Source organism: Rhodoferax sp. ZS1R8 (genome assembly GCF_056521325.1).
In genome coordinates, this window is record NZ_JBWMBA010000008.1 from 123,348 (window position 1) to 145,867 (window position 22,520).

20 protein-coding genes and 1 pseudogene are annotated in these 22,520 nt (G+C 62.3%); 6 read left to right on the plus strand and 15 right to left on the minus strand.

Going from position 1 to position 22,520, the window contains the following annotated elements:
- Positions 1 to 13: 13 nt before the first annotated feature.
- The 4 genes from AC097P_RS22200 to AC097P_RS22215 all read right to left on the minus strand — a co-directional run bounded on the left by AC097P_RS22200 (position 14) and on the right by AC097P_RS22215 (position 4,214).
- Positions 14 to 724, minus strand: coding sequence for a hypothetical protein (locus AC097P_RS22200; protein WP_479612619.1), 711 nt, complete (start codon positions 722 to 724; stop codon positions 14 to 16).
- 46 nt (positions 725 to 770) lie between these two features.
- Entirely contained in the window at positions 771 to 2,231 is a 1,461-nt protein-coding gene (gene tldD, locus AC097P_RS22205) for a metalloprotease TldD (RefSeq protein WP_479612620.1), read from the minus strand.
- A gap of 80 nt (positions 2,232 to 2,311) precedes the next feature.
- Positions 2,312 to 3,466: a rod shape-determining protein RodA gene (gene rodA, locus AC097P_RS22210; protein WP_479612621.1), complete on the minus strand. Its 1,155-nt coding sequence runs from the start codon at positions 3,464 to 3,466 to the stop codon at positions 2,312 to 2,314.
- A 61-nt stretch (positions 3,467 to 3,527) separates the two neighbouring features.
- Positions 3,528 to 4,214 (minus strand): LuxR C-terminal-related transcriptional regulator, encoded by a 687-nt coding sequence (locus AC097P_RS22215; protein WP_479612667.1) that lies wholly within the window; start codon positions 4,212 to 4,214, stop codon positions 3,528 to 3,530.
- 236 nt (positions 4,215 to 4,450) lie between these two features.
- Here AC097P_RS22215 and AC097P_RS22220 point away from each other — a divergent pair, with 236 nt between their 5' ends.
- The 6 genes from AC097P_RS22220 (at position 4,451) to ruvC (ending at position 10,588) form a co-directional block, all read left to right on the plus strand.
- Positions 4,451 to 6,523 (plus strand): ribonuclease catalytic domain-containing protein, encoded by a 2,073-nt coding sequence (locus AC097P_RS22220; protein WP_479612622.1) that lies wholly within the window; start codon positions 4,451 to 4,453, stop codon positions 6,521 to 6,523.
- A 2-nt stretch (positions 6,524 to 6,525) separates the two neighbouring features.
- A complete protein-coding gene (locus AC097P_RS22225; protein ID WP_479612668.1) occupies positions 6,526 to 7,380 on the plus strand; it encodes an energy transducer TonB in 855 nt (284 codons plus the stop codon).
- Positions 7,381 to 7,382: 2 nt separating this feature from the next.
- Positions 7,383 to 8,138 carry a transglycosylase domain-containing protein gene (locus AC097P_RS22230; protein ID WP_479612623.1) on the plus strand — a complete coding sequence of 252 codons (756 nt, stop codon included), beginning with the start codon at positions 7,383 to 7,385 and terminating at the stop codon, positions 8,136 to 8,138.
- Between the two features lie 215 nt (positions 8,139 to 8,353).
- Positions 8,354 to 8,965, plus strand: a complete 612-nt coding sequence (locus AC097P_RS22235) for a lysophospholipid acyltransferase family protein (protein ID WP_479612624.1) — start codon at positions 8,354 to 8,356, stop codon at positions 8,963 to 8,965.
- 36 nt (positions 8,966 to 9,001) lie between these two features.
- The gene (locus AC097P_RS22240; protein ID WP_479612625.1) at positions 9,002 to 9,991 is read left to right on the plus strand and encodes a phosphatidate cytidylyltransferase; all 990 of its coding nucleotides are present in this window, start codon (positions 9,002 to 9,004) and stop codon (positions 9,989 to 9,991) included.
- A 48-nt stretch (positions 9,992 to 10,039) separates the two neighbouring features.
- Positions 10,040 to 10,588 carry a crossover junction endodeoxyribonuclease RuvC gene (gene ruvC / locus AC097P_RS22245; RefSeq protein WP_479612626.1) on the plus strand — a complete coding sequence of 183 codons (549 nt, stop codon included), beginning with the start codon at positions 10,040 to 10,042 and terminating at the stop codon, positions 10,586 to 10,588.
- Between the two features lie 87 nt (positions 10,589 to 10,675).
- On the opposite strand, the gene AC097P_RS22250 is transcribed toward ruvC, so the two are convergent.
- From AC097P_RS22250 to ftsW, 11 genes and pseudogenes are all read right to left on the minus strand, one after another.
- Positions 10,676 to 11,416 carry a substrate-binding periplasmic protein gene (locus AC097P_RS22250; RefSeq protein WP_479612627.1) on the minus strand — a complete coding sequence of 247 codons (741 nt, stop codon included), beginning with the start codon at positions 11,414 to 11,416 and terminating at the stop codon, positions 10,676 to 10,678.
- Positions 11,417 to 11,455: 39 nt separating this feature from the next.
- Positions 11,456 to 12,344: pseudogene (locus AC097P_RS22255) on the minus strand (methyl-accepting chemotaxis protein); the annotation flags it as partial.
- 707 nt (positions 12,345 to 13,051) lie between these two features.
- Entirely contained in the window at positions 13,052 to 13,228 is a 177-nt protein-coding gene (locus AC097P_RS22260; RefSeq protein WP_479612628.1) for a hypothetical protein, read from the minus strand.
- A 22-nt stretch (positions 13,229 to 13,250) separates the two neighbouring features.
- Positions 13,251 to 14,174, minus strand: a complete 924-nt coding sequence (lpxC, locus tag AC097P_RS22265; protein WP_479612629.1) for a UDP-3-O-acyl-N-acetylglucosamine deacetylase — start codon at positions 14,172 to 14,174, stop codon at positions 13,251 to 13,253.
- 95 nt (positions 14,175 to 14,269) lie between these two features.
- Positions 14,270 to 15,493: a cell division protein FtsZ gene (ftsZ, locus tag AC097P_RS22270; protein ID WP_479612630.1), complete on the minus strand. Its 1,224-nt coding sequence runs from the start codon at positions 15,491 to 15,493 to the stop codon at positions 14,270 to 14,272.
- A 215-nt stretch (positions 15,494 to 15,708) separates the two neighbouring features.
- On the minus strand, positions 15,709 to 16,938 hold the full coding sequence (gene ftsA / locus AC097P_RS22275) for a cell division protein FtsA (protein WP_479612631.1): 1,230 nt from the start codon (positions 16,936 to 16,938) through the stop codon (positions 15,709 to 15,711).
- 30 nt (positions 16,939 to 16,968) lie between these two features.
- Entirely contained in the window at positions 16,969 to 17,754 is a 786-nt protein-coding gene (locus AC097P_RS22280) for a cell division protein FtsQ/DivIB (protein ID WP_479612632.1), read from the minus strand.
- Positions 17,751 to 18,701 (minus strand): D-alanine--D-alanine ligase, encoded by a 951-nt coding sequence (locus AC097P_RS22285; protein WP_479612633.1) that lies wholly within the window; start codon positions 18,699 to 18,701, stop codon positions 17,751 to 17,753. The genes AC097P_RS22280 and AC097P_RS22285 overlap by 4 nt, the downstream gene beginning before the upstream one ends.
- Positions 18,698 to 20,131, minus strand: coding sequence for a UDP-N-acetylmuramate--L-alanine ligase (murC, locus tag AC097P_RS22290; RefSeq protein WP_479612634.1), 1,434 nt, complete (start codon positions 20,129 to 20,131; stop codon positions 18,698 to 18,700). The genes AC097P_RS22285 and murC overlap by 4 nt, the downstream gene beginning before the upstream one ends.
- A complete protein-coding gene (gene murG / locus AC097P_RS22295) occupies positions 20,128 to 21,285 on the minus strand; it encodes an undecaprenyldiphospho-muramoylpentapeptide beta-N-acetylglucosaminyltransferase (protein ID WP_479612635.1) in 1,158 nt (385 codons plus the stop codon). The genes murC and murG overlap by 4 nt, the downstream gene beginning before the upstream one ends.
- Positions 21,282 to 22,517 (minus strand): putative lipid II flippase FtsW, encoded by a 1,236-nt coding sequence (ftsW, locus tag AC097P_RS22300; protein WP_479612669.1) that lies wholly within the window; start codon positions 22,515 to 22,517, stop codon positions 21,282 to 21,284. The genes murG and ftsW overlap by 4 nt, the downstream gene beginning before the upstream one ends.
- Positions 22,518 to 22,520 lie beyond the last annotated feature (3 nt).

Consider the following 22,520-nt stretch of genomic DNA (forward strand, 5'->3'; position numbering starts at 1 on the left):
CGAAAGAGACCGGTCAGTCGGATTTGCGGCGCCCCCGGCGGCCCTCTTGGCGCACGACGGTGCGCTTGATCTGGCGGCGCTTCCACCAGGCACTCCAACGGCTCCAGACCGAAAGTGGCACGCGTTCCTCATCCGGCATGGATGCAGAGGCCAGGCGTGATTGCTCGTAAACGTCCAGCAGCAGCGATCCTGCGCCGAGCACCCGCCATGCATTGAGATCGAAGTCCGTCAGCACCGGTGCGCTGTTGCGGGGCGGCGCCGCCTCCATCGCCCACTGCGTGACGAGGATGCGGAAGTGGTTGAGCGCGGCGAAGTGGGCGTCAAACTCGTAGTTGCTGTGCCAATCGGCGCTTAGCCCAAGCAGCAGTGCCCTATGCGTACGCAAGTCACCGACCAGGTTGATCAGTGCCAGCGACAGGGGCCTGGGCTCCGTATTGCCCTGTTGCAGCATGGCCACCAAGGCTTCGATTTGCACAGCCAGCGCTTGCAGGCTCTCCCCGACTTGTAGCGATTCTTCGTCGGCTACTGCCGAGCGCAGAAACTGGCTGTACTCGCCAAACGACTGGAAACTGTGCGACTGGGATTGCGACTGGGAATGCGAGGGCGCCAGGGAATGCACCAGTGGCTGCGCTCCGACCGTTGGGTCCGCCGAGGGACCCGCCTGGGGGGCGGTCGAATCCTCGGTCTCTGGCGTGGGGTTGGCGGGCTGCGGCTCTGTGCTCATGTCAGACGCCATGCTCACATGCCCTTCTAAAGTATGTCAAGCGTTGTCAAGCCGTTCCACCCACCGTCAAACCATCGATACGCAGAGTCGGTTGGCCTACGCCCACCGGCACGCTCTGGCCTTCCTTGCCACAGGTACCCACCCCGCTGTCAAGCTTCATGTCGTTGCCGATCATGCTGACCCGCTTCAGGCACTCCGGCCCGCTGCCGACAATAGTGGCACCCTTGACCGGGTACAAGATCTTGCCGTTTTCAACCCAGTAAGCCTCAGAGGCGGAGAACACAAACTTGCCGGACGTGATGTCCACTTGCCCACCGCCGAAGTTGGTGGCATACAGGCCCTTCTTGATACTGGCGACGATTTCCTTGGGGTCCTTGTCGCCACCCAACATATAGGTGTTGGTCATGCGCGGCATTGGCACGTGGGCGTAGCTTTCGCGGCGGCCATTGCCCGTGGGGGCCACGCCCATCAGGCGCGCGTTCATCGCGTCCTGGATATAACCCTTCAGGATGCCGTCCTCGATCAATACGGTGCGCTGGCTGGTGTTGCCCTCGTCGTCCACATTCAGCGAACCGCGGCGGTCTGCAAGCGTGCCGTCGTCCAGCACGGTCACGCCCTTGGCGGCAACGCGCTGGCCGATGCGGCCGCTGAACGCGCTGGAGCCCTTGCGGTTGAAGTCGCCTTCCAAGCCGTGACCGATGGCTTCGTGCAGCAAGATGCCGGGCCAGCCGGACCCCAGGACCACCGTCATTTCGCCTGCAGGTGCCGGGCGCGCTTCCAGGTTGGTCAGTGCTGCGTGCACGGCTTCGTCCACATATTTTTCGATCTGGGCGTCGTCAAAATAAGCCAGGCCGAAACGGCCACCGCCACCGGCCGAACCGACTTCGCGGCGGCCCTTCTGCTCGGCAATCACCGTGACCGACAGGCGCACCAGCGGGCGTACATCGGCGGCCAGCGTGCCATCGGCGCGGGCCACCATGACGACGTCATATTCACTGGCCAGGCCTGCCATGACTTGGGACACACGGCTGTCTTTGGCGCGGGCGAGCTTTTCGACCTTGCCCAGCAGCGCCACTTTGGTCGCGCTGTCCAGTGTGGAGATGGGGTCATGCCCGGTGTACAGCGAGCGCGATTTCGCTATTTTGGGTGTGGCCACCTTGGTCCGCTTGGTCTGGGCCGCGCTGGAGATCGTGCGCACGGTGCGGGCGGCGTCCAGCAGGCTGGCTTCGGAAATATCGTCAGAATAGGCGAAGGCAGTTTTCTCGCCGCTGACCGCACGCACACCGACGCCCTGGTCAATGCTGAAGGAACCAGTCTTGACGATACCCTCTTCCAAACTCCAGCCCTCGGAGCGCGTGTACTGAAAGTAGAGATCGGCCTCGTCAACCTGGTGCGCCTTGATCTCGTTCAGGGCGCGGGTCAAGTGGGACTCATCCAGACCAAAAGGGGTGAGCAAGAGGCGCTGGGCAATGGCCAAGCGTTCGATGGTAGGTTCGCGTGCAATCATGTAGCGATTCTAGGCGCGCGATCGGCAACCCGTGCGGGCACGGGATTCAAGTCAACAAATAGGGGGCGAAGGTGGTCCTGTCAGGACTGCACCAGCCGTTTAGAGTTTGAAATGGCCATCAGGATCCCCACCGCCAGCCCCAGTGTCACCATGGCCGTGCCGCCATAGCTGATGAAGGGCAGCGGCACACCCACGACGGGCAAGATTCCGCTGACCATACCCATGTTGACAAAGGCGTAGGTGAAGAAAATCATCGTCACGCTGCCAGCTAGCAGGCGCGAGAACAGCGTAGGCGCGTCCAGCGCAATGGCCAGACCGCGCAAGATCAGGAAGATAAAGGCCAAGATCAAAAACAGCGTACCTATCAGGCCGAACTCTTCGGAGTAGGCGGCAAAGATGAAGTCCGTGGTGTGTTCGGGAATGAATTCCAGGTGGGTCTGCGTGCCCTTCATGAAACCTACCCCGCTGACGCCTCCCGAGCCGATGGCGATCATGCCCTGGATGATGTGAAAGCCCTTGCCCAGCGGATCGCGCGTGGGGTCCAGCAGCGTGCAGATGCGCTGCTGTTGGTATTCCTTCAGCACCGGCCAGCGAACGCCATCGGCACACAGCGATGGCTCCAACACCACAATCAGCGTAATGCCGATCGCCGCCAGCAATACCGCAGGGATGACAAGTTTCCAACTCATGCCGGCAAAAAAGATCACCGAAAGGCCGGCCGCCAAAATCAGCAGCGAGGTGCCCAGGTCTGGCTGCTTCATGACCAAAATTACAGGCACGCCCAGCAGCAGGGCTGCGACGCCAAAGTCCAAAGGGCGCAATTGGCCCTCGCGCTTCTGGAACCACCATGCCAGCATCAACGGCATAGCGATCTTGAGAATTTCACTGGGCTGTATCGTGATCCCCAGGTTAATCCAGCGTTTGCCGCCTTTTTTTGAAATACCGAACAGGGCAACCGCCACCAGCAGGGCTACACCCACTGTGTAAAGCGGTACAGCCATTGTCATCAGGCGCTGCGGCGGTATCTGGGCCACCACAAACATGATGCTCGCCGCGATCAGCATATTGCGGCCGTGGTCCTCGAAGCGGGTGCCATTGTTGAAACCGGCCGAATACATAGTCAACAAGCCGGCGCAGGCCAATATGAACACAGCGAAGGCCAACGGCCCGTCAAAGCCGTGGAACCAGGGCGCAATGCGCCGCCAAACAGAGGGTTTATCGAATACAGAGGCCATACAGTGGCGCGATTATCCCGCAGTGGGGCGCCCGGCGTGGCCCATGGGGCAGAAGAAGCGCTTACTTCGAGAACGCGGCCTCGGCACGCCGTGGCAGCAGGCCCATGCGGGTGGCCTCCAGCACGGCTTCCATCTTGGAATGCACTTCCAACTTGCCGTAAAGGCTCTTGATGTGGGTCTGTATGGTGTGAACGCTCAGATTTTTCTGGTCGGCAATCTCGGCATAGGAGAAGCCGCGGGATACCAACTCCAGCACCTCCTGCTCACGGCGCGACAGCAAACCCTTGCTGGGGTCGGGTACTTCCATTTTGATAGCGCTATGCGCAATATCTACGGGGGCTAGGGCGATATTGGTGTGCATCGATCGATACTTAGACAGCACCCGGCGCGCAATCATCGGCGAAATCGGCGAGGCGCCGGCCTTCATCTCGAGGATGGTGGTGGCAATATCGTCGGGCGCGGCGTCCTTGTGGATATAGCCCAGTGCGCCGGCTTCGATGCTGGACAGCACATTGTCCTCATCGCCAAACATGGAGATGACCAGGGCCTCACAGTCGGGGTGGCGCAGGCGCGCATGGCGTATTACGTCCAGGCCACTGCCGTCGGGCAGGCCCAGATCGGTCAGCAGCACATCCACGGGCTGGGTCGTATCGTCCAGCCAGGCCTTGGCCTCGGCGACGCTGGCTGCGCTGTGAACCAGCGTCAGCTGCCCGCTGCGCTGCACGCTGCCGGCGAAAAACGACCGCATCTGGGTGTCGTCCTCAACAATCAATACTCGCCACACGGTCTGCACTCCCTTATCGCCACAGCGTCCTGTGGGGCGCCAATTCTGACAGGCCCCAAGCATATAGCCATACGGCGCGGCGCAAACTCCCATAAACAGGGGAAGTTGGTAACAGAAATATGGCCCCCACGCTACGCCACTATGCGGGTCGCTGCCCCCACCTCAAAGTGGGCGCTGGAGGCGTGGGACAATGCCGCCCTATGTTTGTATTGTTTGAAGAAGCCGGAAAATTCATGGCCGGTCGGGTGCTGTCTGAAGCGGAGGCTTCGGCGCAGGTGGAGTTGGACAGCGGCAAGCGCGTCAAGGTCAAAACCGCCAACATGCTGCTGAAGTTTGAGAAGCCCTCGCCGGCCGAGTTTGTGGCTGCGGCGCAGGCCGCCAGCCAGAACATCGAGCTGGAAATGGCCTGGGAATTCGCTCCCAACGAAGAATTCGGCTTTGCCGATCTGGCCCGCGAATATTTCTCCGCGCAGGCCCCGTTGTCCGAGCAGGCGGCGATGCTGTTCCGGTTGTTTGAATCACCGCACTACTTCCGCCGCGCCGGCAAGGGGCGCTTCCGCAAGGCGTCTGCCGACGTCATCGCACAGGCGTTGGCCGCGATTGAGAAGAAGAAGCTGGTCGCGCTGCAGATCACGCAGTGGGCCACTGAATTGGGCGCGGGCCAGTGCCCGGCGGCTATCCGCGAGCAGTTGTACAAGATTCTGTTCAAGCCCGACAAGAACGCGCCGGAGTACAAGGCCGTCGTAGAGGCATCGCGCGCCACCAACACGGCCCCGCTGGCGCTGCTGCAAAAGTCAGGCGCCATTGCGTCGCCCTACCAGTTCCACTGGAAACGCTTTTTGCTGGAGAACTTTCCCAAGGGGACGGGCTTTCCCGCAATTGCCGCGCCAGCCGTCGACGGCAAGAATCTGCCCTTGGCGGCGGTGCAGGCCTTCTCCATCGACGATTCGCAAACCACCGAAATCGACGACGCGCTGTCGGTGCAGGGTCTGGGCAGTGGCACGGTCACGCTGGGTATCCACATTGCTGCGCCCGGCCTGGCGATACAGCCCGGAGACGTCGTGGACCAATTGGGCCGTGCACGCCTGTCCACCGTCTACATGCCCGGCTACAAGGTCACGATGCTGCCGGATGCGCTGGTGCAGACCTATACGCTGCAGGCCGATCGCGACTGCCCGGCGCTCTCTTTGTATGTGACGCTGGACGAAGCCACGCTGGAGATCAAGGGCCACGAATCCAAGATCGAGCGTGTGCCGATTGCGCACAACCTGCGCCACGACAAGCTGGATGGGATCGTCACCGAACAATGGCTTCTGGATACAGCCTTCCAACACGAAAACACGCCCCATCCCTTGCCAGCCTTGCGTGAGCAGCTATCATTTTTATACCGCCTGGCCAAAGACCTGAAGGCCAAACGTGAATTCGTGCGCGGCAAGCCCGAGACCTTCAACCGGCCGGACTACAACTTCCGCCTGGTCGGTAACGACGGCAACGAACCCCAGGGTGACGAGACCGTGCAGATCACCACCCGCCAACGCGGCGCGCCGCTGGACCTGATCGTCGCTGAGGCGATGATCCTGGCCAACAGCACCTGGGGCAGCTGGATGGCCGAGCTGGGCGTGCCCGGCATCTACCGCAGCCAGGCGTCACTGGCACCCGGCGTCAAGGTGCGCATGGGCACCAAGGCCCAGCCGCACGCCGGCATTGGTGTCAAGAGCTATGCCTGGAGCAGCTCGCCGCTGCGCCGCTATGTGGATCTGGTCAACCAGTGGCAGATCATTGCCTGCGTGCAGCACGGCAAGACGGCGGCGCTGGCCGCGCCCTTCAAGCCCAAGGACGCCAGCCTGTTCTCCATCATCTCCAGCTTTGATGAAGCCTACAGCGCGTACAACGGCTACCAGGGCGGCATGGAGCGTTTCTGGACGTTGCGCTATCTGCAGCAGAATGGCATTACTGAGCTGGAGGCCACGGTCTTCAAAGAGAACATGGTGCGTGCCGACACGCTGCCGCTGGTGCTGCCCGTCATGGGTGCGCAAAACCTGCCGCGCGGCGCGCGGGTGCGTGTCAAGCTGGGAGAGATGGACCTGATCACACTGGACATCAACGGCACGGTGCTGGAGCGGCTGGATACACCGACCGCAGACGCCTCTTCGGACGAGGCAGACGATGACGGTGATGATGACGAGGTCAGTGGCCCGATTGCGATTGCAGTCGACGTCAGCGAAGCACCTTCTGATGCAGCCGAGGCCGCCGTGGATAATCCTGCTCCGTGAACCTGCGGTCCTTCAGCACCCTTCAAATTGCCCTCGTTGCATCCGTTGCGGTGCATGCGGTGCTGTTGACGGTGCGCTTTGTCGATCCTGACGCCTTCAACCGCGTGTTCGAGGACATGCCGATGGAAGTGATTTTGGTCAACGCCAAGACCAACGAGAAGCCCGACAAGGCCCAGGTCATCGCGCAAAATTCTCTGGCCGGCGGCGGCGATGCCGACAAGGGCCGCGCCACCAGCCCGCTACCGCCTTCCGCGCTGACCGATTTCGGTGATGCGACGGAAGAAGAAGCCGCTCAGAAACTGCATACGCTGCAAGAGCAGCAAACCCTGCTGCTGGCCCAGGTCAAGAGCCAGTTGGCCGCACTGCCCCCACCAGACCCCAACCAGGCCGCGACCAAGACCGAGCAGATGGAGCGCGAAGAAAAGCGCCGCCAGCTGGTCAAGATACTGGCCGAAATCGAACGCCGCATCAACCAGGAAAATGCGCGGCCCAAGAAGCGCTACATCAGCCCGGCTGCGCGTGAAGAGGTGTACGCCGTGTACTACGACGCGCTGCGCCACGCCATCGAAGACAAGGGCACCGAAAACTTTCCGCAATCGGCCAGCAAGAAGCTGTATGGCGAGCTGACGATGATCGTCACCGTCAATTTCAACGGCCGTGTGCTGGACACCGAAGTCGTGGAAAGCTCGGGCAACCGCGCGCTGGACCGTGCAGCGGCCGCCATTGCCCGCGCCGCCGGGCCGTTTGGCAACTTCAGCCCCGCCATGCGCCGCCAGGCGGACCAGATTCTGGTGGTATCGCGCTTCAAGTTCACGCGCGACGAGACGCTGGAAGCCTCCATCTCCACGCAGAAGTAGCCATGAAAACCCTGGCGCGTTGGCTTGGGCTGTTGATGATCGCCTTCCTGGCGCTGCAGCTGTATTTTGTGGCGCGCATCGCGGCCATGGCCGTCGTGGCGCCGCAGTCCACGAGCTTCCAACGCTCCGAAGCCTGGCGCCTGGCCAATGACAAGGGCGGCCTGCACTGGCGCCAGCAGTGGGTGCCCTACAAACAAATTTCCGACAACCTGAAGCGCGCGGTCATTGCGTCGGAAGACGACAGCTTCACCAACCACGAGGGCGTGGACTGGGATGCGCTGGAAAAAGCCTGGGAGAAGAACGCCAAGGCCGAGGCCCGGGCTGCCAAGCAGGCGCCAGCCAAGCCCACCGCCAATCCCGCGAAGGTAGCCGCAGTGCCGAAGCCCCCCAAGATCGTGGGTGGCTCCACGATCACACAGCAATTGGCCAAGAACCTGTTTTTGTCCGGCGAGCGCACGCTGGTGCGCAAGGGCCAGGAGCTGGTTCTGACGGTGCTGCTCGAGCACTTGCTGAGCAAGCAACGCATTCTGGAGATTTACCTCAACAGCGTGGAATGGGGTGAAGGCGTGTTTGGTGCCGAGGCTGCCGCGCAGCACTATTACCGCAAGCCAGCTTCACAACTGAGCGCGTACGAAGCCGCGCGGTTGGCAGTGATGCTGCCGCGGCCGCGGTATTACGAGAAGTTGCCCAATTCGGGGTATTTGGGAAGCCGGGCTGGAGTGATTGCGGGGCGGATGGGGGATGCGCAGCTGCCCTGATCGGTGCTGGTGTAGCTTGCCCCGCAGCAGGCGCACAACACCTTCGGATGCGGAGGCTGGGTGTTCTGCAAAGTGAGGTAAAGGAGGAGGCCGAAGGCCGGGGGACACGAACGGCGCAGAGCAGCCAGCCTCCGCATCAGCGCGATCCAACAGCGCCAACCCAGCCCTCGTAGAAACCCACATCAGAGCGTCACATAGCTCTGTATCATCCGCCCATGCTTGCCAAGTTAATGAGCTACTTTCTGCTGGGCCTGATCCGGGTGTTGACCGGCTCGCAGGCCCGCTGGCATGGTTGTCCACCCAAGGCTGAGCAACGCATCTACTTTGCCAACCACCAAAGCCACGCCGACCTGGTGATGATCTGGGCGGCGCTGCCGCTGGAGTTGCGCAGCGTGACGCGGGCCATTGCTGCCAAAGACTACTGGACCAAGACGCCGTTCAAGAAATGGCTGACTACGGCGGTCTTCAATGTGATTTATGTGTCGCGCGACCGCACAAGCGACGAAGACCCGCTGGAGCCACTGTTCGAGGCGCTGGCCAATGGCGACTCCATCATCCTGTTCCCCGAAGGCACGCGCGGCTTCACCGGTGATCCCCAGCCGTTCAAGGCCGGGCTGTACAACCTGGCGCTCAAGTGTCCCAACGTCGTGCTGATACCGGCGTGGATCAACAACGTACAGCACGTGCTACCCAAGGGCGAGGTCGTGCCGGTACCGGTGCTGTGCTCGGTGACCTTTGGCGCACCTATGCAGTTGGAAGAGGGCGAAAACCGGCGGGTGTTTCTGGAGCGGGCCCGCGCTGCTGTCGTAGCGCTGCGCGACGTATAGAAACATGCACCCCCACGCCCACAATCGTTCGCTGCTATGTATTTCTACCTCAAGAACCTGACCCCCACGCAGCAGATCGGCGCGCTGTTCGTCATCGTGTTCGGCCTGCTGCTGACGGCCAGCGTTGTCACCTTCCTGCTGTCGGTGCGCGACCACGGCGATGCGCCCCACGCCGAAAGGCTGGGCAAGGAACTGAAAGACGTTTCCGCGATGATCCGCACCAGCTGGTTGATGGTGTTTGTGTTCTGGGTGAGCTGGATCGCGGGCGAAGGCGTGGCGCTGACGCTGTTTGGCCTGGTGTCGTTTTTCTCACTGCGCGAGTTTTTGACGTTGTCGCCGACGCGGCTGGGTGACCACCGCAGTCTGGTGCTGGCTTTCTTCGTGGTGCTGCCGGTGCAGTACTGGCTGATTGGCAGCGGCCACTTCGACCTGTTTGCCGTTTTCATCCCTGTCTACGTGTTCCTTGCGTTGCCGCTGACCAGCGCACTGGCAAACGACCCACTGCGCTTTCTGGAGCGCAACGCCAAGCTGCAGTGGGGCATCATGGTCTGCATCTACGGCATCAGCCATGTGCCCGCGCTGCTGCTGCTGAAGTTCCCTGGTTATGACAACCGCAACGCTTTTCTGGTGTTCTTCCTGGTGTTCGTGGTGCAGGTCTGCATGGTGACGCAGCACTTCGCGTCGCGCCGGCTGCAACGGCCGCCGGTGGCACCGGCCATCAGCAAGAGCTTCAACTGGCGCAGCTGGGGCATTGGCGTTGCCACCGGCAGCCTGCTGGGCGCGCTGCTGGCCGGTATCACGCCGTGGGTGCCGGGTACCGCGTTCGCGGCTGCCTTCGTGGCCTGCGTGGCCGGCTCACTCGGGCACCTGGTGATGAAGGCGCTCAAACGCGACCGCGGCATACCCAGCTGGGGCGCCGAGGGGCAGTCCGTCACCGGTGCCGGCGGCCTGCTGGACCGTGTGGACGCCCTGTGCTTTGCAGCACCGGTGTTCTTCCATTCGGCGCGGTGGTATTTTAATGTTTAGGCCTGCAGCCCCCGTGCAGAGCGCGTGAGCAGCTACTAAAACTATAGCATGCGAATACTGGGCATTGATCCTGGACTGCGCACCACCGGCTTTGGCGTCATCGACGCGCAGGGTTCTGCGCTCAGCTACGTGGCCAGCGGCACGATCAGCACGCAGCACCTGGAAGTGGGTGCCCTGCCCCAGCGGCTCAAGGTGTTGTTTGACGGCATACGCGAGGTGGTGCAGCGCTACACCCCCGACTGCGCGTCGGTGGAGATCGTGTTCGTCAACGTCAACCCCCAGTCCACCCTGTTGCTGGGTCAGGCCCGTGGCGCCTGTATCACCGCGCTGGTTTCCAGCGACCTCCAGGTGGCCGAATACACAGCCCTGCAGATGAAACAGGCTGTGGTCGGCTATGGGCGGGCCGACAAGACACAGGTCCAGTCCATGGTGCAGCGCCTGCTGAGCCTTCCCGGGCTGCCCGGCCCTGACGCGGCCGACGCGCTGGGCATGGCCATCACCCACGCCCATGCGGGTGGCGCCATGGCTCGGTTGGCACAGGCCACCGGGCTGGGCGGCAAGATCGGCGGGAACTACAGAGACGGACGCAGCCGATAAATGCCCTACCCGAATCCGGCGGGGTCGACAGGCCGCCTGCACGCCGTTTGACCCTTGTCTGTGGCCGCCACGCTCCGCCCTGCAGGCCTATTCAATGATCTTGTGCTTGGCTTTGAGCTTTTGCACCATGTCTTTTTCCTTGGCCAGGAACTCGTCCATCTGCTTGATCACCTCGGGGTGGCCGATGCTGGACAGTGAGAAATCATTGGTGCTCTTGGGCAATGTGTCGTCCAGCACCAAGAGGCCGGGCTTTTTCATGCCCTCCGACATGATGTGGTTGGCAGCCAGCACTCCGAGATAGACGCCGTCGACCCGCCCGGCTTCCGCCATGCTGATCGCCGCATCGGCAGCGTTGACTTCTGTTACTGCGATTTTTTTGGCATTGATCTGGTCCAGGTATGGGAACGGCGTAAACCCGCGCAGCGTGGCCATCTTGGTCACAGTTGGGACCTTGCCCTTCTTGGCGGGCAATACCAGCAGGCCTTCCGTGACGGCGACCAAGCCCTTGCTGTAGTGGATAGCAATACCCTTTTTCGCGTCCGCTGCCCAGTAAGCGTTGTCCGGGAACTTGAAGTCCACCGATTTCTGGATCGCGAACTCGTCGAACAGACGTGAAACGGGCAGTGGCTTGTAGGTAAAGGTATGGCCGTATTTGGCGGCGAAGGCATCAAGAATATCGCGTGCGTAACCGCTATACGTGCCGCCCTCTCCCTTTGAAATCGGCAGGTAGTCATGGCCTTCCACGCCTACGGAAAAATTACCGGCCCATGCGGGAGCGGAGCCCACCACAGCGAACAGCGACACGAGTAACAGTTTTGGTTTCATCATCACGAACTCCTCCTGGCAAAAATTCCGGGACCTCTTCTATCAACGCAGAGCCAAAGCGCTTGAAGAATGGCCCAATGTGAAGACACTTACTGCAGATGCCAAACTGGCAGCCTGTGATTGCATAGAGGCTGCAGCGGCAGCTGCCTCCTCCACCAAAGCCATTCTGCTGCGTGTTGTTGTCCATCTGCCGCACCGCCTCGTTGATCTGGCTGATGCCCAGGGTTTGCTCTTCGCTGGCGGACTGGATCTCGGCCATGATGCTGGTCACCTTGCGCACGCTGTCCACGATTTCGGTCATCGTGGCACCGGCCTCGTCGACCAGCTTGGTGCCTATGCCCACGTTGTTGACGGACTCGTCGATCAGGCCCTTGATCTCTTTGGCTGCCGCAGCCGAGCGCCCGGCCAGGCTGCGCACCTCGCTGGCCACCACGGCAAAGCCACGCCCCTGCTCACCAGCCCGTGCGGCCTCGACCGCGGCATTCAGCGCCAGAATATTAGTCTGGAATGCGATGCCATCAATGACGCTGATGATGTCGACGATCTTGCGCGACGACTGGTTGATGGACCCCATCGTCGTGACGACCTGCGACACGACGGCGCCGCCGCGCGACGCCACTTCGGCCGCGTTCTGCACCATGCGGTTGGCAGTCTGCGCGTTTTCGGCGTTTTGCTTGACGGTGCCCGTCATCTCTTGCATCGATGCGGCCGTTTCCTCCAGAGAACTGGCCTGTGACTCGGTGCGCGAGGACAGGTCCATATTGCCGCTGGCGATCTCGTCGGAAGCGTGAGAGATAGTCGTGATGCTGCCGCTCACCTGTGTGATGATTTGTTGCAGGCGTTCGATGAAGGTGTTGAAGCCATCGGTGACCGCGTTGAACTCGTCCGACTGGCCGCGTGGCAGGCGCTTGGTGAGGTCGGCGTCGCCCACGGCGATGTCTTGCAACGCTTCACCAATGCGCGCCAGCGGCGCCAGCACAACGGTGCTGAGGATGCGCGACAGCACCAGCACGATGATGACGTCCAGCACCAGAATCTGAAGCACCGCCCAGACCAGCTCCGAACGCAGCGCCTTCTTGATCTCGTCGTAGGACACAAATACCGTGGCTTTGCCCACGGCGTTAGGTTTGCCGCTGTCTACATAGACCAAGTCCACGCTCTTCGTGGAGTCGGCGACCGGCATCTGGGTCACCTGCACGATCTTGCCATCGGCATCGCGTGCACTGCCGCCCAGCATCTTTTCGCCATTGGTGATGGTGATACCCACGATGAAGGAGGACGACATCTCCGAGGCCAGGTTCTGTTCGATCTGTGCCTTGTCAAAGTTCCACAAAGAATTCGGCAAAGAGGCGCCCATGCGGCTCAACGTTGCATCAACCTGGTTGTTGGACGTGGCCTCCAATGCGGCCTTGGTCTTCACATAGTTGACGGCGCCAAAAGCCATCAGCAACACCGAAATGATCAGCACGAACAGCACGTTCAAACGGAATTTGATACTGGTCATTTTCATTTTGCGTACGTCTTCCTGGTGGGTTGACAGGCTGGCGCGAACGCCGTGTGTAACCAATAGTACGCCGCCCAACACGGCATGGCAATCGCCATAGCCCGCCCTCCCGCGGTTGCGGGTCGCCGTGTGGGCTAGAGGAAGTTTTCCAGCGCCAATACGCCGAAGAAGATGAAGGCTGCGACCAGCGTCCAGCGCAGCACGCGCAGACCGATCAATTTGTAACGCTGCTGCCCAGTGGCCAGAAAGTGCACAAAAAAGGCGCCCGAGGTCAGCAGTAGCACCAGGAAGAGCCCCCTCAGAAATGCCATGGTGGTCTCAACGCAGACCGGCCTACCAGGCAGGGGCCAGTTGCGCAAAGCCGGCCGGGGCCTGGCTCTCGTCCTCAAAGCTGACCAGTTCCCATGCGTCCGAATGAGCCAGCAATTCGCGCAGCAGCTTGTTGTTCAGCGCGTGGCCCGACCGGAAGGCACTGTAGCTGCCCAGCAAGGGCTTGCCCACGCAGTACAAGTCGCCAATCGCGTCAAGCAGCTTGTGTTTGACGAACTCGTCGTCGTAGCGCAGCCCCTCTGCATTCAATACTTTGTAGTCGTCCATGACGATGACATTGTCCAGGCCACCGCCGAGTGCCAGGCCATTGGTGCGCATCATTTCCACATCCTTGGTGAAGCCAAAGGTGCGGGCACGGGCGATGTCACGGGAGTAGGAGTCCGTGCCCATGTCAAACGACACGCGCTGGCCGGTAGCATCGACCGCCGGGTGGTCAAACACAATCTCGAAACTGAGCTTGTAGCCGTTGTACGGCTCCAGTCGGGCCCATTTGAGATTGGGGCCCTCACCTTCGCGCACCTCGACCGCGCGCTTGATCCGCATGAAGCGCTTGGGCGCGCTCTGCAGTTCGATGCCTGCGCTCTGCAGCAGAAACACGAAGGATGCGGCAGACCCATCCAAGATCGGGATCTCTTCAGCCGTGATGTCCACGTACAGGTTGTCCAGCCCGAGACCGGCACATGCCGACATCAGGTGTTCAATGGTCTGCACCTTGGCCCCACCCTTGGAAATGGTGGAGGCCATGCGCGTGTCGGTCACCGATTGCGCCGACACCGGTATGTCCACCGGCACCGGCAGGTCGACCCGGCGAAAGATGATGCCGGTGTCAGGCTGCGCGGGCCGCAAGGTGAGTTCCACCCGCTGCCCACTGTGCAGCCCAACCCCCACGGCGCGGGTGAGGGACTTGAGGGTTCGTTGTTGTAGCACCCTGGGATTTTACTCGCCGCCGGGCCGCCCCAAGGCGAGTGCTGCCCCCTTGGGGGGAAGGGAGCCACATGCAATGGGCGACCGTGGGGGCAACATCAGTCGGCCTGTTTCCGCAAAAACGCGGGGATTTCATAGTCGTCCATGCCGCCATTAGATAGAGCATCCACCTTGGCCGCGGCCGAGGTACGGCCGCGCCACACAGCAGGTGTACCCATGCCCGCGTAATCCGGCTGTGCCACACCCATCGAAGGACTCGCCGCTGGGCTACCAACCGGTGTGTTCAGCGTGGGCACGTGGAATGGCACATTGTCGGTACCGGTGCGCAGCACTTGCAGCGGCGGTGCGTTGCGGCGAGCGCCTTGGCGGGAGAGGCCGGTGGCCACCACCGTCACGCGGATGTCGTCACCCAGTGCATCGTCGTATGCCGTGCCGTAAATGACATGCGCATCGGGCGATGCATAGGCGCGGATGGTGTTCATCGCCAGCTTGGACTCGGCCAGTTTCAACGAGCCCTTGGCGGCTGTGATCAGCACCAGCACGCCCTTGGCGCCCGACAGATCGATGCCTTCCAGCAGCGGGCAGGCGACCGCCTGTTCCGCCGCGATGCGTGCACGGTCCGGGCCATTGGCCAAAGCCGTACCCATCATCGCCTTGCCCGGCTCACCCATCACCGTGCGCACGTCTTCAAAGTCGACGTTCACATGGCCGGGCACGTTGATGATTTCAGCGATACCGCCCACGGCGTTTTTCAACACGTCGTTGGCGTGGGCGAAAGCCTCGTCCTGCGACACGTCATCACCCAGCACATCGAGCAGTTTCTCGTTCAGCACGACGATCAGCGAATCGACATTCGCTTCCAGCTCCATCAGGCCGGCATCCGCATTGCTCATGCGGCGTCCGCCTTCAAAGTCGAAAGGTTTGGTGACCACGCCCACGGTCAGAATGCCCATATCCTTGGCCACGCGGGCAATCACTGGGGCCGCGCCGGTGCCGGTGCCACCGCCCATGCCTGCGGTGATGAACAGCATGTGTGCGCCTTCAATCGCGGCGCGGATGTCGGCTTCGGCCAGCATTGCGGCCTCACGGCCTTTGTCGGGCTTGCTGCCAGCGCCCAGACCACCAGCACCCAGCTGGATAGTCTTGTGCGCGGTGCTGCGGCTCAGGGCCTGCGAATCGGTGTTGGCAGTGATGAATTCCACACCGCCCACGCTTGAGAAGATCATGTGTTCGACGGCATTTCCGCCGCCGCCGCCCACACCGATCACCTTGATTTGTGTGCCCTGGTTAAACGCCTCTTCTTCAATCATTTCAATGGCCATGTTTCTCTCCTGATGTTTCACTAAATTTAATAACTTGGAATCTTTGCCGTTGCAGTATTCTGCGAAAGTCGGTGGCGGGCCCGCGCCCGGCAACCGCTCATGCGGGCTGGCGCGTGCCCCCACGCTTGCCGCTTCGCGTGCTACGCTGCCCCCCGAGGGGACCTTCGCGCCTTGGGGCGGCCCGGCGGCGCTTATTGCCATAACGTTGTTCATAGTCAGAAGTTCCCTATGAACCAGTCTTTGACTGATCCAAGTGCTGTTTTCATCGAGCCGTTTTTCTGCGCCACCTTGTAGCCGCGCATGCGGGCCACACGGGCTTCTTCGAGCAGGCCCATGACGGTGGCAGCGCGGGGCTGGGCCACCATATCGGCCAACGCGCTGGAGTATTTGGGAATGCCGCGGCGCACGGGCTTGAGGAAGATGTCTTCCCCCAGCTCCACCATGCCCGGCATGATGCAACTGCCACCGGTCAGCACGATGCCCGACGACAAAACCTCTTCGTAGCCAGACTCGCGCATGACCTGGTTAACCAGCGAGAAGATTTCTTCAATACGGGGCTCGATGACACCGGCCAGCGCCTGGCGGCTCAGCATGCGCGGGCCGCGGTCACCCAGGCCGGGCACCTCCACCTGCGTCTCCGGGTCCACCAGCAGTTGCTTGGCGTGGCCGCTTTCGACCTTGATGTCTTCCGCGTCCTTGGTCGGCGTGCGCAGCGCCATCGCAATATCGCTGGTGATCAAATCACCGGCAATGGGAATCACAGCCGTATGGCGGATCGCGCCATTCGTGAAGATGGCGATGTCGGTGGTGCCAGCCCCAATGTCCACCAGCGCCACGCCCAGCTCGCGTTCGTCTTCGGTCAGCACCGACAGGCTGCTGGCCAGCGGGTTCAGCATCAGCTGTTCCACCTCCAGGCCGCAGCGGCGCACACACTTGATGATGTTCTCAGCCGCGCTTTGCGCACCGGTCACGATGTGCACCTTGGCTTCCAGCCGTATGCCGCTCATGCCGATGGGCTCTTTGACATCCTGGCCGTCGATGATGAACTCTTGCGGCTCCACCAGCAGCAGGCGCTGGTCGGTCGAGATGTTGATGGCCTTGGCGGTCTCCACAACGCGGGCCACATCGGCAGCGGTCACTTCGCGGTCTTTCACCGCCACCATTCCGCTGGAGTTGATGCCGCGGATGTGGCTGCCGGTGATGCCGGTGTAGACGCGCGTGATCTTGCAGTCGGCCATCAGCTCGGCTTCACGCAGGGCCTGCTGAATGCTTTGCACCGTGGCGTCAATGTTCACAACAACACCACGCTTGATGCCGTTGCTGGGCGCCACGCCCAGGCCGGCGAGCTTGAGTTCGCCGCCGGGCAACACCTCTGCCACCACCACCATGACCTTGGCGGTGCCGATGTCCAGTCCTACGACGAGGTCCTTGTATTCTTTTGCCATATGGTTACCTGCTGAGTTCGTCTTTCACTGCTATTTCTTGGGCGCCACTGCCGCCACGGTGCTGATGCCGCGCAACCGGATGGCATAGCCGTTGTCATGCCGCAAATCGGCCGACTCCAGCGCGCCGGGTTGCCGCGCATAGCGCGACGTGACCTGCGTCAGAGTTGCCAGGAACCGGCGCACACGCTCCGACACCTCGGCCGCCCCGCCGCGCCCTAATTCAATGCTGGCGCCGCTCTCCAGCTCTGCCCGCCAGCTGCCGCCTACCGACAAGTTCAACTCGTCCAGCGGCATGTCCATCTTTTCAAACAGCGGAGCCAGCGCACGGTACATGGCCAGCACATCGGCGCTCTGGCCCTGCGGCCCGTTCAGGTGCGGCAGCATGTCTTGCTCAATCTCCCCGGCATTGGCTTCGAACACTTCGCCAAAGTTGTTGATCAGGCGCAGCTCGGCTTCATTGCCCCAGTAAGCCACAGCCTGGTGCTCTTGCAGCACCACCTGCAAGCGGTTCGGGAATTCGCGGCGCACCGTGGCGCGGCGCACCCAGGGCACGGCCTCAAATGCGGCGCGCACGCGCGGCAGGTCGACGCTGAAGAAGGTGCCCGACATGCGGGGCGCCACGTTGGCGCGCAGCGTGACCGCGTTGTTGTGGCTCACATCACCGCTGACCACAATGCCCTTGATGTCAAACGCCGACAGCCGCGCCGCCCAGCGTGCAGTGGCCAAGCCCACCAGGACGACAAAAGCCAGGAACAGCACCGCAGCGGTGATGTTCATCAGCTTGACGTCCAGGGGGGGAGCCACTGCAGTGTTCATAGTGCGCTCACGTCCAGCGCTGCCGTTGCCAGCAATTGCACGCACAGGTCTTCATAGCTGATACCCGCAGCCTGCGCCGACTTGGGCACCAGCGAATGGCTGGTCATGCCGGGCGATGTGTTGACCTCCAGCAAATACGGCTTGCGCGTCCTGCCGTCGATCATCACATCGACACGGCCCCAGCCGCGGCAGTCGAGCACGCGGTAGGCCTTCAGCACCAGGGCCTGGATGGCTTCTTCCTCGCCGGCAGGCAGTCCGCAGGGCACCAAATACTGCGTGGTGTCGGTGAAGTATTTGTTCTGGTAGTCGTAGTTGCCCCCGGGCGCCACGATGCGGATGACGGGCAGCGCACGTGCGCCGTCGCCGGTACCGAGCACCGGGCAGGTCACCTCGTCACCTTCGATGCACTCTTCGCACAGGATGTCGGCATCCAGCTTGCCGGCAGCTTCCACTGCACCGGCCATGCCCGAGTAGCCCACCACCTTGGTGACACCGATGGACGAACCTTCGCGTGCGGGCTTGACGATGACCGGCAGGCCCAGCGTGTCCGGCACTTCAACCACCTGGCGGCGGTCAAAACCCCCGCGGCGCAGCAGCGTGTAGCGCGGTGTGGGAACGCCTTCGGACAGCCAGATGCGCTTGGTCATGACCTTGTCCATCGCAATGCTGGAGGCCATGATGCCGGAGCCGGTGTAGGGAATGCCCAGCAGCTCCAGCGCGCCTTGCACCGCACCGCCCTCACCCAGGCGGCCATGCAACGCAATGAAGCAGCGCGCAAAGCCCTCTCGCTTCAGATCGGCCAGGTCCCGTTCGGCCGGGTCAAAGGCATGGGCGTCCACACCTTTGGACAGCAGCGCCTTCAACACCCCGGCGCCCGACATTAGCGACACCTCACGCTCGGAGGAATCGCCCCCCATCAATACCGCGACCTTACCGAATTGGCTCATAGCCCCCGTCCCCCTTGCGTAAGGTGCTCATTAACTTGTAGCAAATCGACGACCTTGGCGGGCACGGCACCTATCGATCCTGCACCCATGCACAGAATCACATCGCCCGCCAAAGCGTTATCCACAATCGCCTGCGGCATGTCGGCGATGTCGTCAACAAAAATGGGTTCGACCTTGCCACCGATGCGCAAGGCACGCGCCAGCGCACGGCCGTCTGCGGCCACAATGGGCGCCTCGCCGGCGGCATACACTTCGCCCAGCAGCACCGAATCGGCCTGGCCCATGACCTTGACGAAATCTTCAAAACAATCGCGCGTGCGGGTAAATCGGTGCGGCTGGAAGGCCAACACCAGGCGCCGTCCGGGAAACGCGCCACGCGCTGCAGCCAGCGTGGCCGCCATCTCCACCGGGTGGTGGCCGTAGTCGTCGATGATGGTGGCAACGCCGCCAACGGCCAGCGGCAGGTCGCCATAGCGCTGGAAGCGCCGGCCTACGCCTTTGAATTCGCTCAGGGCTTTTTGCACGGCGGCGTCCGCGATATTGAGTTCCGCGGCCACGGCAATCGCCGACAGCGCGTTGAGCACGTTGTGCATGCCCGGCAGGTTCAGCACCACGTCCAGGTCGGGCAGCACAACGCCATTGCGGCGCTGCACCGTGAAATGCATCTGGCCGTCCACCGCGCGCACATTGATGGCCCGCACCTGGGCTTCCTCGTTGAAACCGTAGCTGGTGACGGGGCAGGTCACCTGGTCCACGATCTCGCGCACGGCCGCGTCGTCGGTGCACAAAATCGCCACGCCATAGAACGGCATGCGGTGCAGGAAATCGACAAACGCTTTCTTGAGCCGTCCGAAGTCTTGGCCATAGGTTTCCATATGGTCCGCGTCGATGTTCGTCACCACAGCCATGATGGGCAGCAGGTTCAAAAATGACGCGTCCGACTCGTCCGCCTCGACCACGATGTAGTCACCACTGCCCAGCCGTGCATTGGCCCCGGCACTGTTGAGCCGCCCGCCAATGACGAAGGTGGGGTCCAGCCCGGCCTCGCCCAGCACACTGGCCACCAGGCTGGTGGTCGTCGTCTTTCCGTGCGTACCGGCAATCGCAATGCCCTGTTTGAGGCGCATCAGCTCAGCTAGCATCAGCGCGCGTGGCACGATGGGGATGCGCATCTCGCGCGCCTTGAGCACCTCGGGGTTGTCGCTCTGCACGGCGGTGGACGTGACGACGGCATCGGCGCCATCGACATTTTCCGGAGCATGGCCGACATAGGTTTTTACGCCCAAGCTGGCCAGACGCTTCAGCGTTGCGCTGTCGGACAGGTCCGAACCCGATATCGTGTAGCCCAGGTTGCACAGCACCTCGGCGATGCCGGACATGCCAGAGCCGCCCACGCCCACAAAATGAATATGTTTGATTGCGTGCTTCATGGGCACAACTCCTCGCAGGCGGCCACAACGGCCTCGGTTGCCTGTAGCTTTTGCATCTTTTTGGCCTGTAGCCCTCGTGAGAGAAGCGTAAGCCGCTCTGTTTTTTGTAGCATGTCGGCGAGCAATTCGGGGGTCAATTCGTTTTGTGGCACCAGCCAACCGCCGCCCTGGTCGACGAGGAAGCGGGCGTTGTGGGTCTGATGGTCGTCCACCGCCGCCGGGAAGGGCACAAACAGCGCCGGCGCGCCAACGGCGGCGATCTCGGTCACCGTGCTGGCACCGGCGCGGCAAATCACCAGGTCCGCATCCGCAAAAGCTTGGGCCGTGTCGGTGATGAAGGGGGTCAGCTCGGCCTGAACGCCGGCGGCGTCGTAATTGCGCCGCAGCTCTTCAATCTGCTTTTCCCCACTCTGGTGGGTCACGATAGGGCGTGCGTTGGCTGGAATCAATGCCAGCGCTTGTGGCACCACGGAGTTCAGCGCGCGGGCGCCCAGGCTACCGCCGACAACCAGCACGCGCAGCGGGCCGCTGCGTCCGGCAAAGCGGGCTTGGGGTTCGGCCTGCTTCAGGAATTCGGCCCGCAGCGGGTTACCCACCCATTGACCCTTGGCCATGACTTTGGGAAAAGCGGTGAAGACGCGGCGTGCGACGACGGCCAGTGCCTTGTTGGCCATGCCGGCCACGGAGTTCTGCTCGTGTAGCACCACGGGCTTGCCCATGAGCGCGCCCATAACGCCACCGGGTAGGGTGATGTAGCCGCCCAGCCCCACCAGCACATTGGGTTTGACGCGGCGCAATACCTGCCGGCTCTGGACCATGGCGCGCAGCAGGCGCTGCGGCACAGCCAGCAGTGTGCGCAAGCCTTTTCCGCGCACGCCGGAGAAGTCCACGGGTTCGAGCGGGAAACCCTTGGCCGGCACCAAACGGCTCTCCATACCGTCGGGGGCGCCCATCCAGTGCACGCGCCAGCCGCGCTCGCGCAGGGCTTGCGCCACAGCCAGACCGGGGAAGATATGCCCCCCGGTACCGCCCGCCATGATCAGTGCGCACCGGCTGTGTGCCCCCACGCTTGCCACTGCGTGTGCTGCGCTGCCCCCCAAGGGGTCCCTCACGCCTTGGGGCGGCCCGGCGGCGTTCATTTGCTGGGCGGTCATACGCGCCCCCCGTGCATCAATTGGCGGTTCTCGAAGTCAATACGCAAAACGATCGCAATGGCGACCATGTTGATCAGGATGGCCGAACCCCCGTAACTCATCAGTGGCAGCGTCAGCCCCTTGGTCGGCAAGGCCCCCAGGTTGACGCCCATGTTGATGAAGGACTGAAAGCCCATCCAGATGCCAACGCCCTGAGCGACCAGACCGGCAAACACGCGGTCCAGTGCGATAGCCTGGCGGCCGATGTGCATGATGCGCCGCGTCAGCCACAGGAACAGGCCGATGACGACCAGCACGCCGACCAGGCCAAACTCTTCACCGATGACGGCCAGCAAGAAGTCGGTATGTGCTTCGGGCAACCAATGCAGCTTTTCGACACTGCCGCCCAGCCCCACGCCAAAAATCTCGCCGCGCCCGATGGCGATCAGCGAGTGCGACAACTGGTAGCCCTTGCCCAGCGCGTACTTTTCGGTCCAGGGGTCCAGGTACGCAAAGATGCGCTCGCGCCGCCACTCGCTGAAGGCGATCATCAGACTGAACGCGACCAGCAGAATGCCGGCGATCAGGAAGAACATGCGGGCATTGACGCCGCCCAGAAACAGGATGCCCATCGCAATCACGGCAATCACCATGAAGCCGCCCATGTCAGGCTCGGCCAACAGCAACAGGCCGATCACCGCCACAGCCACCGCCATCGGCAGCACCGCGCGGAAGAAGCGCTCCTTGACCTCCATCTTGCGCACCATGTAGTCGGCTGCGTACAGCAGCACGGCCAGCTTGGCCAGTTCCGACGGCTGGAAGCTGAACGGCCCCAATGCGATCCAGCGGCGCGCGCCGTAAACCACCTTGCCGACGCCAGGGATCAGTACCGCCATCAGCATCACCAGCGAGGCCACAAGCAACCAGGGCGCATATTTCTCCCAGGTAGCCACTGGCACCTGGAAGGCGATCAGCGCGGCAACGAAAGCCATAGCGACCCACATGGCGTGGCGCACCAGGAAATAGGTGTGGGTGTACTTGGCAAACTTGGGGTTGTCCGGCATCGCAATCGACGCGGAATACACCATCACCAGGCCCCACAGCAGCAGCGCCACGACAACCCAGGCCAACGGCTGGTCAAAGCCACGGACCTGCGGCACTGATGTGGTCGCCGCAAACGATCCGCGACCGCCCAGGCGCACCGGTAACGGCCCGGTGCCCGAGCCCATGCGGGCCGAGAACCACTGGGACATTGA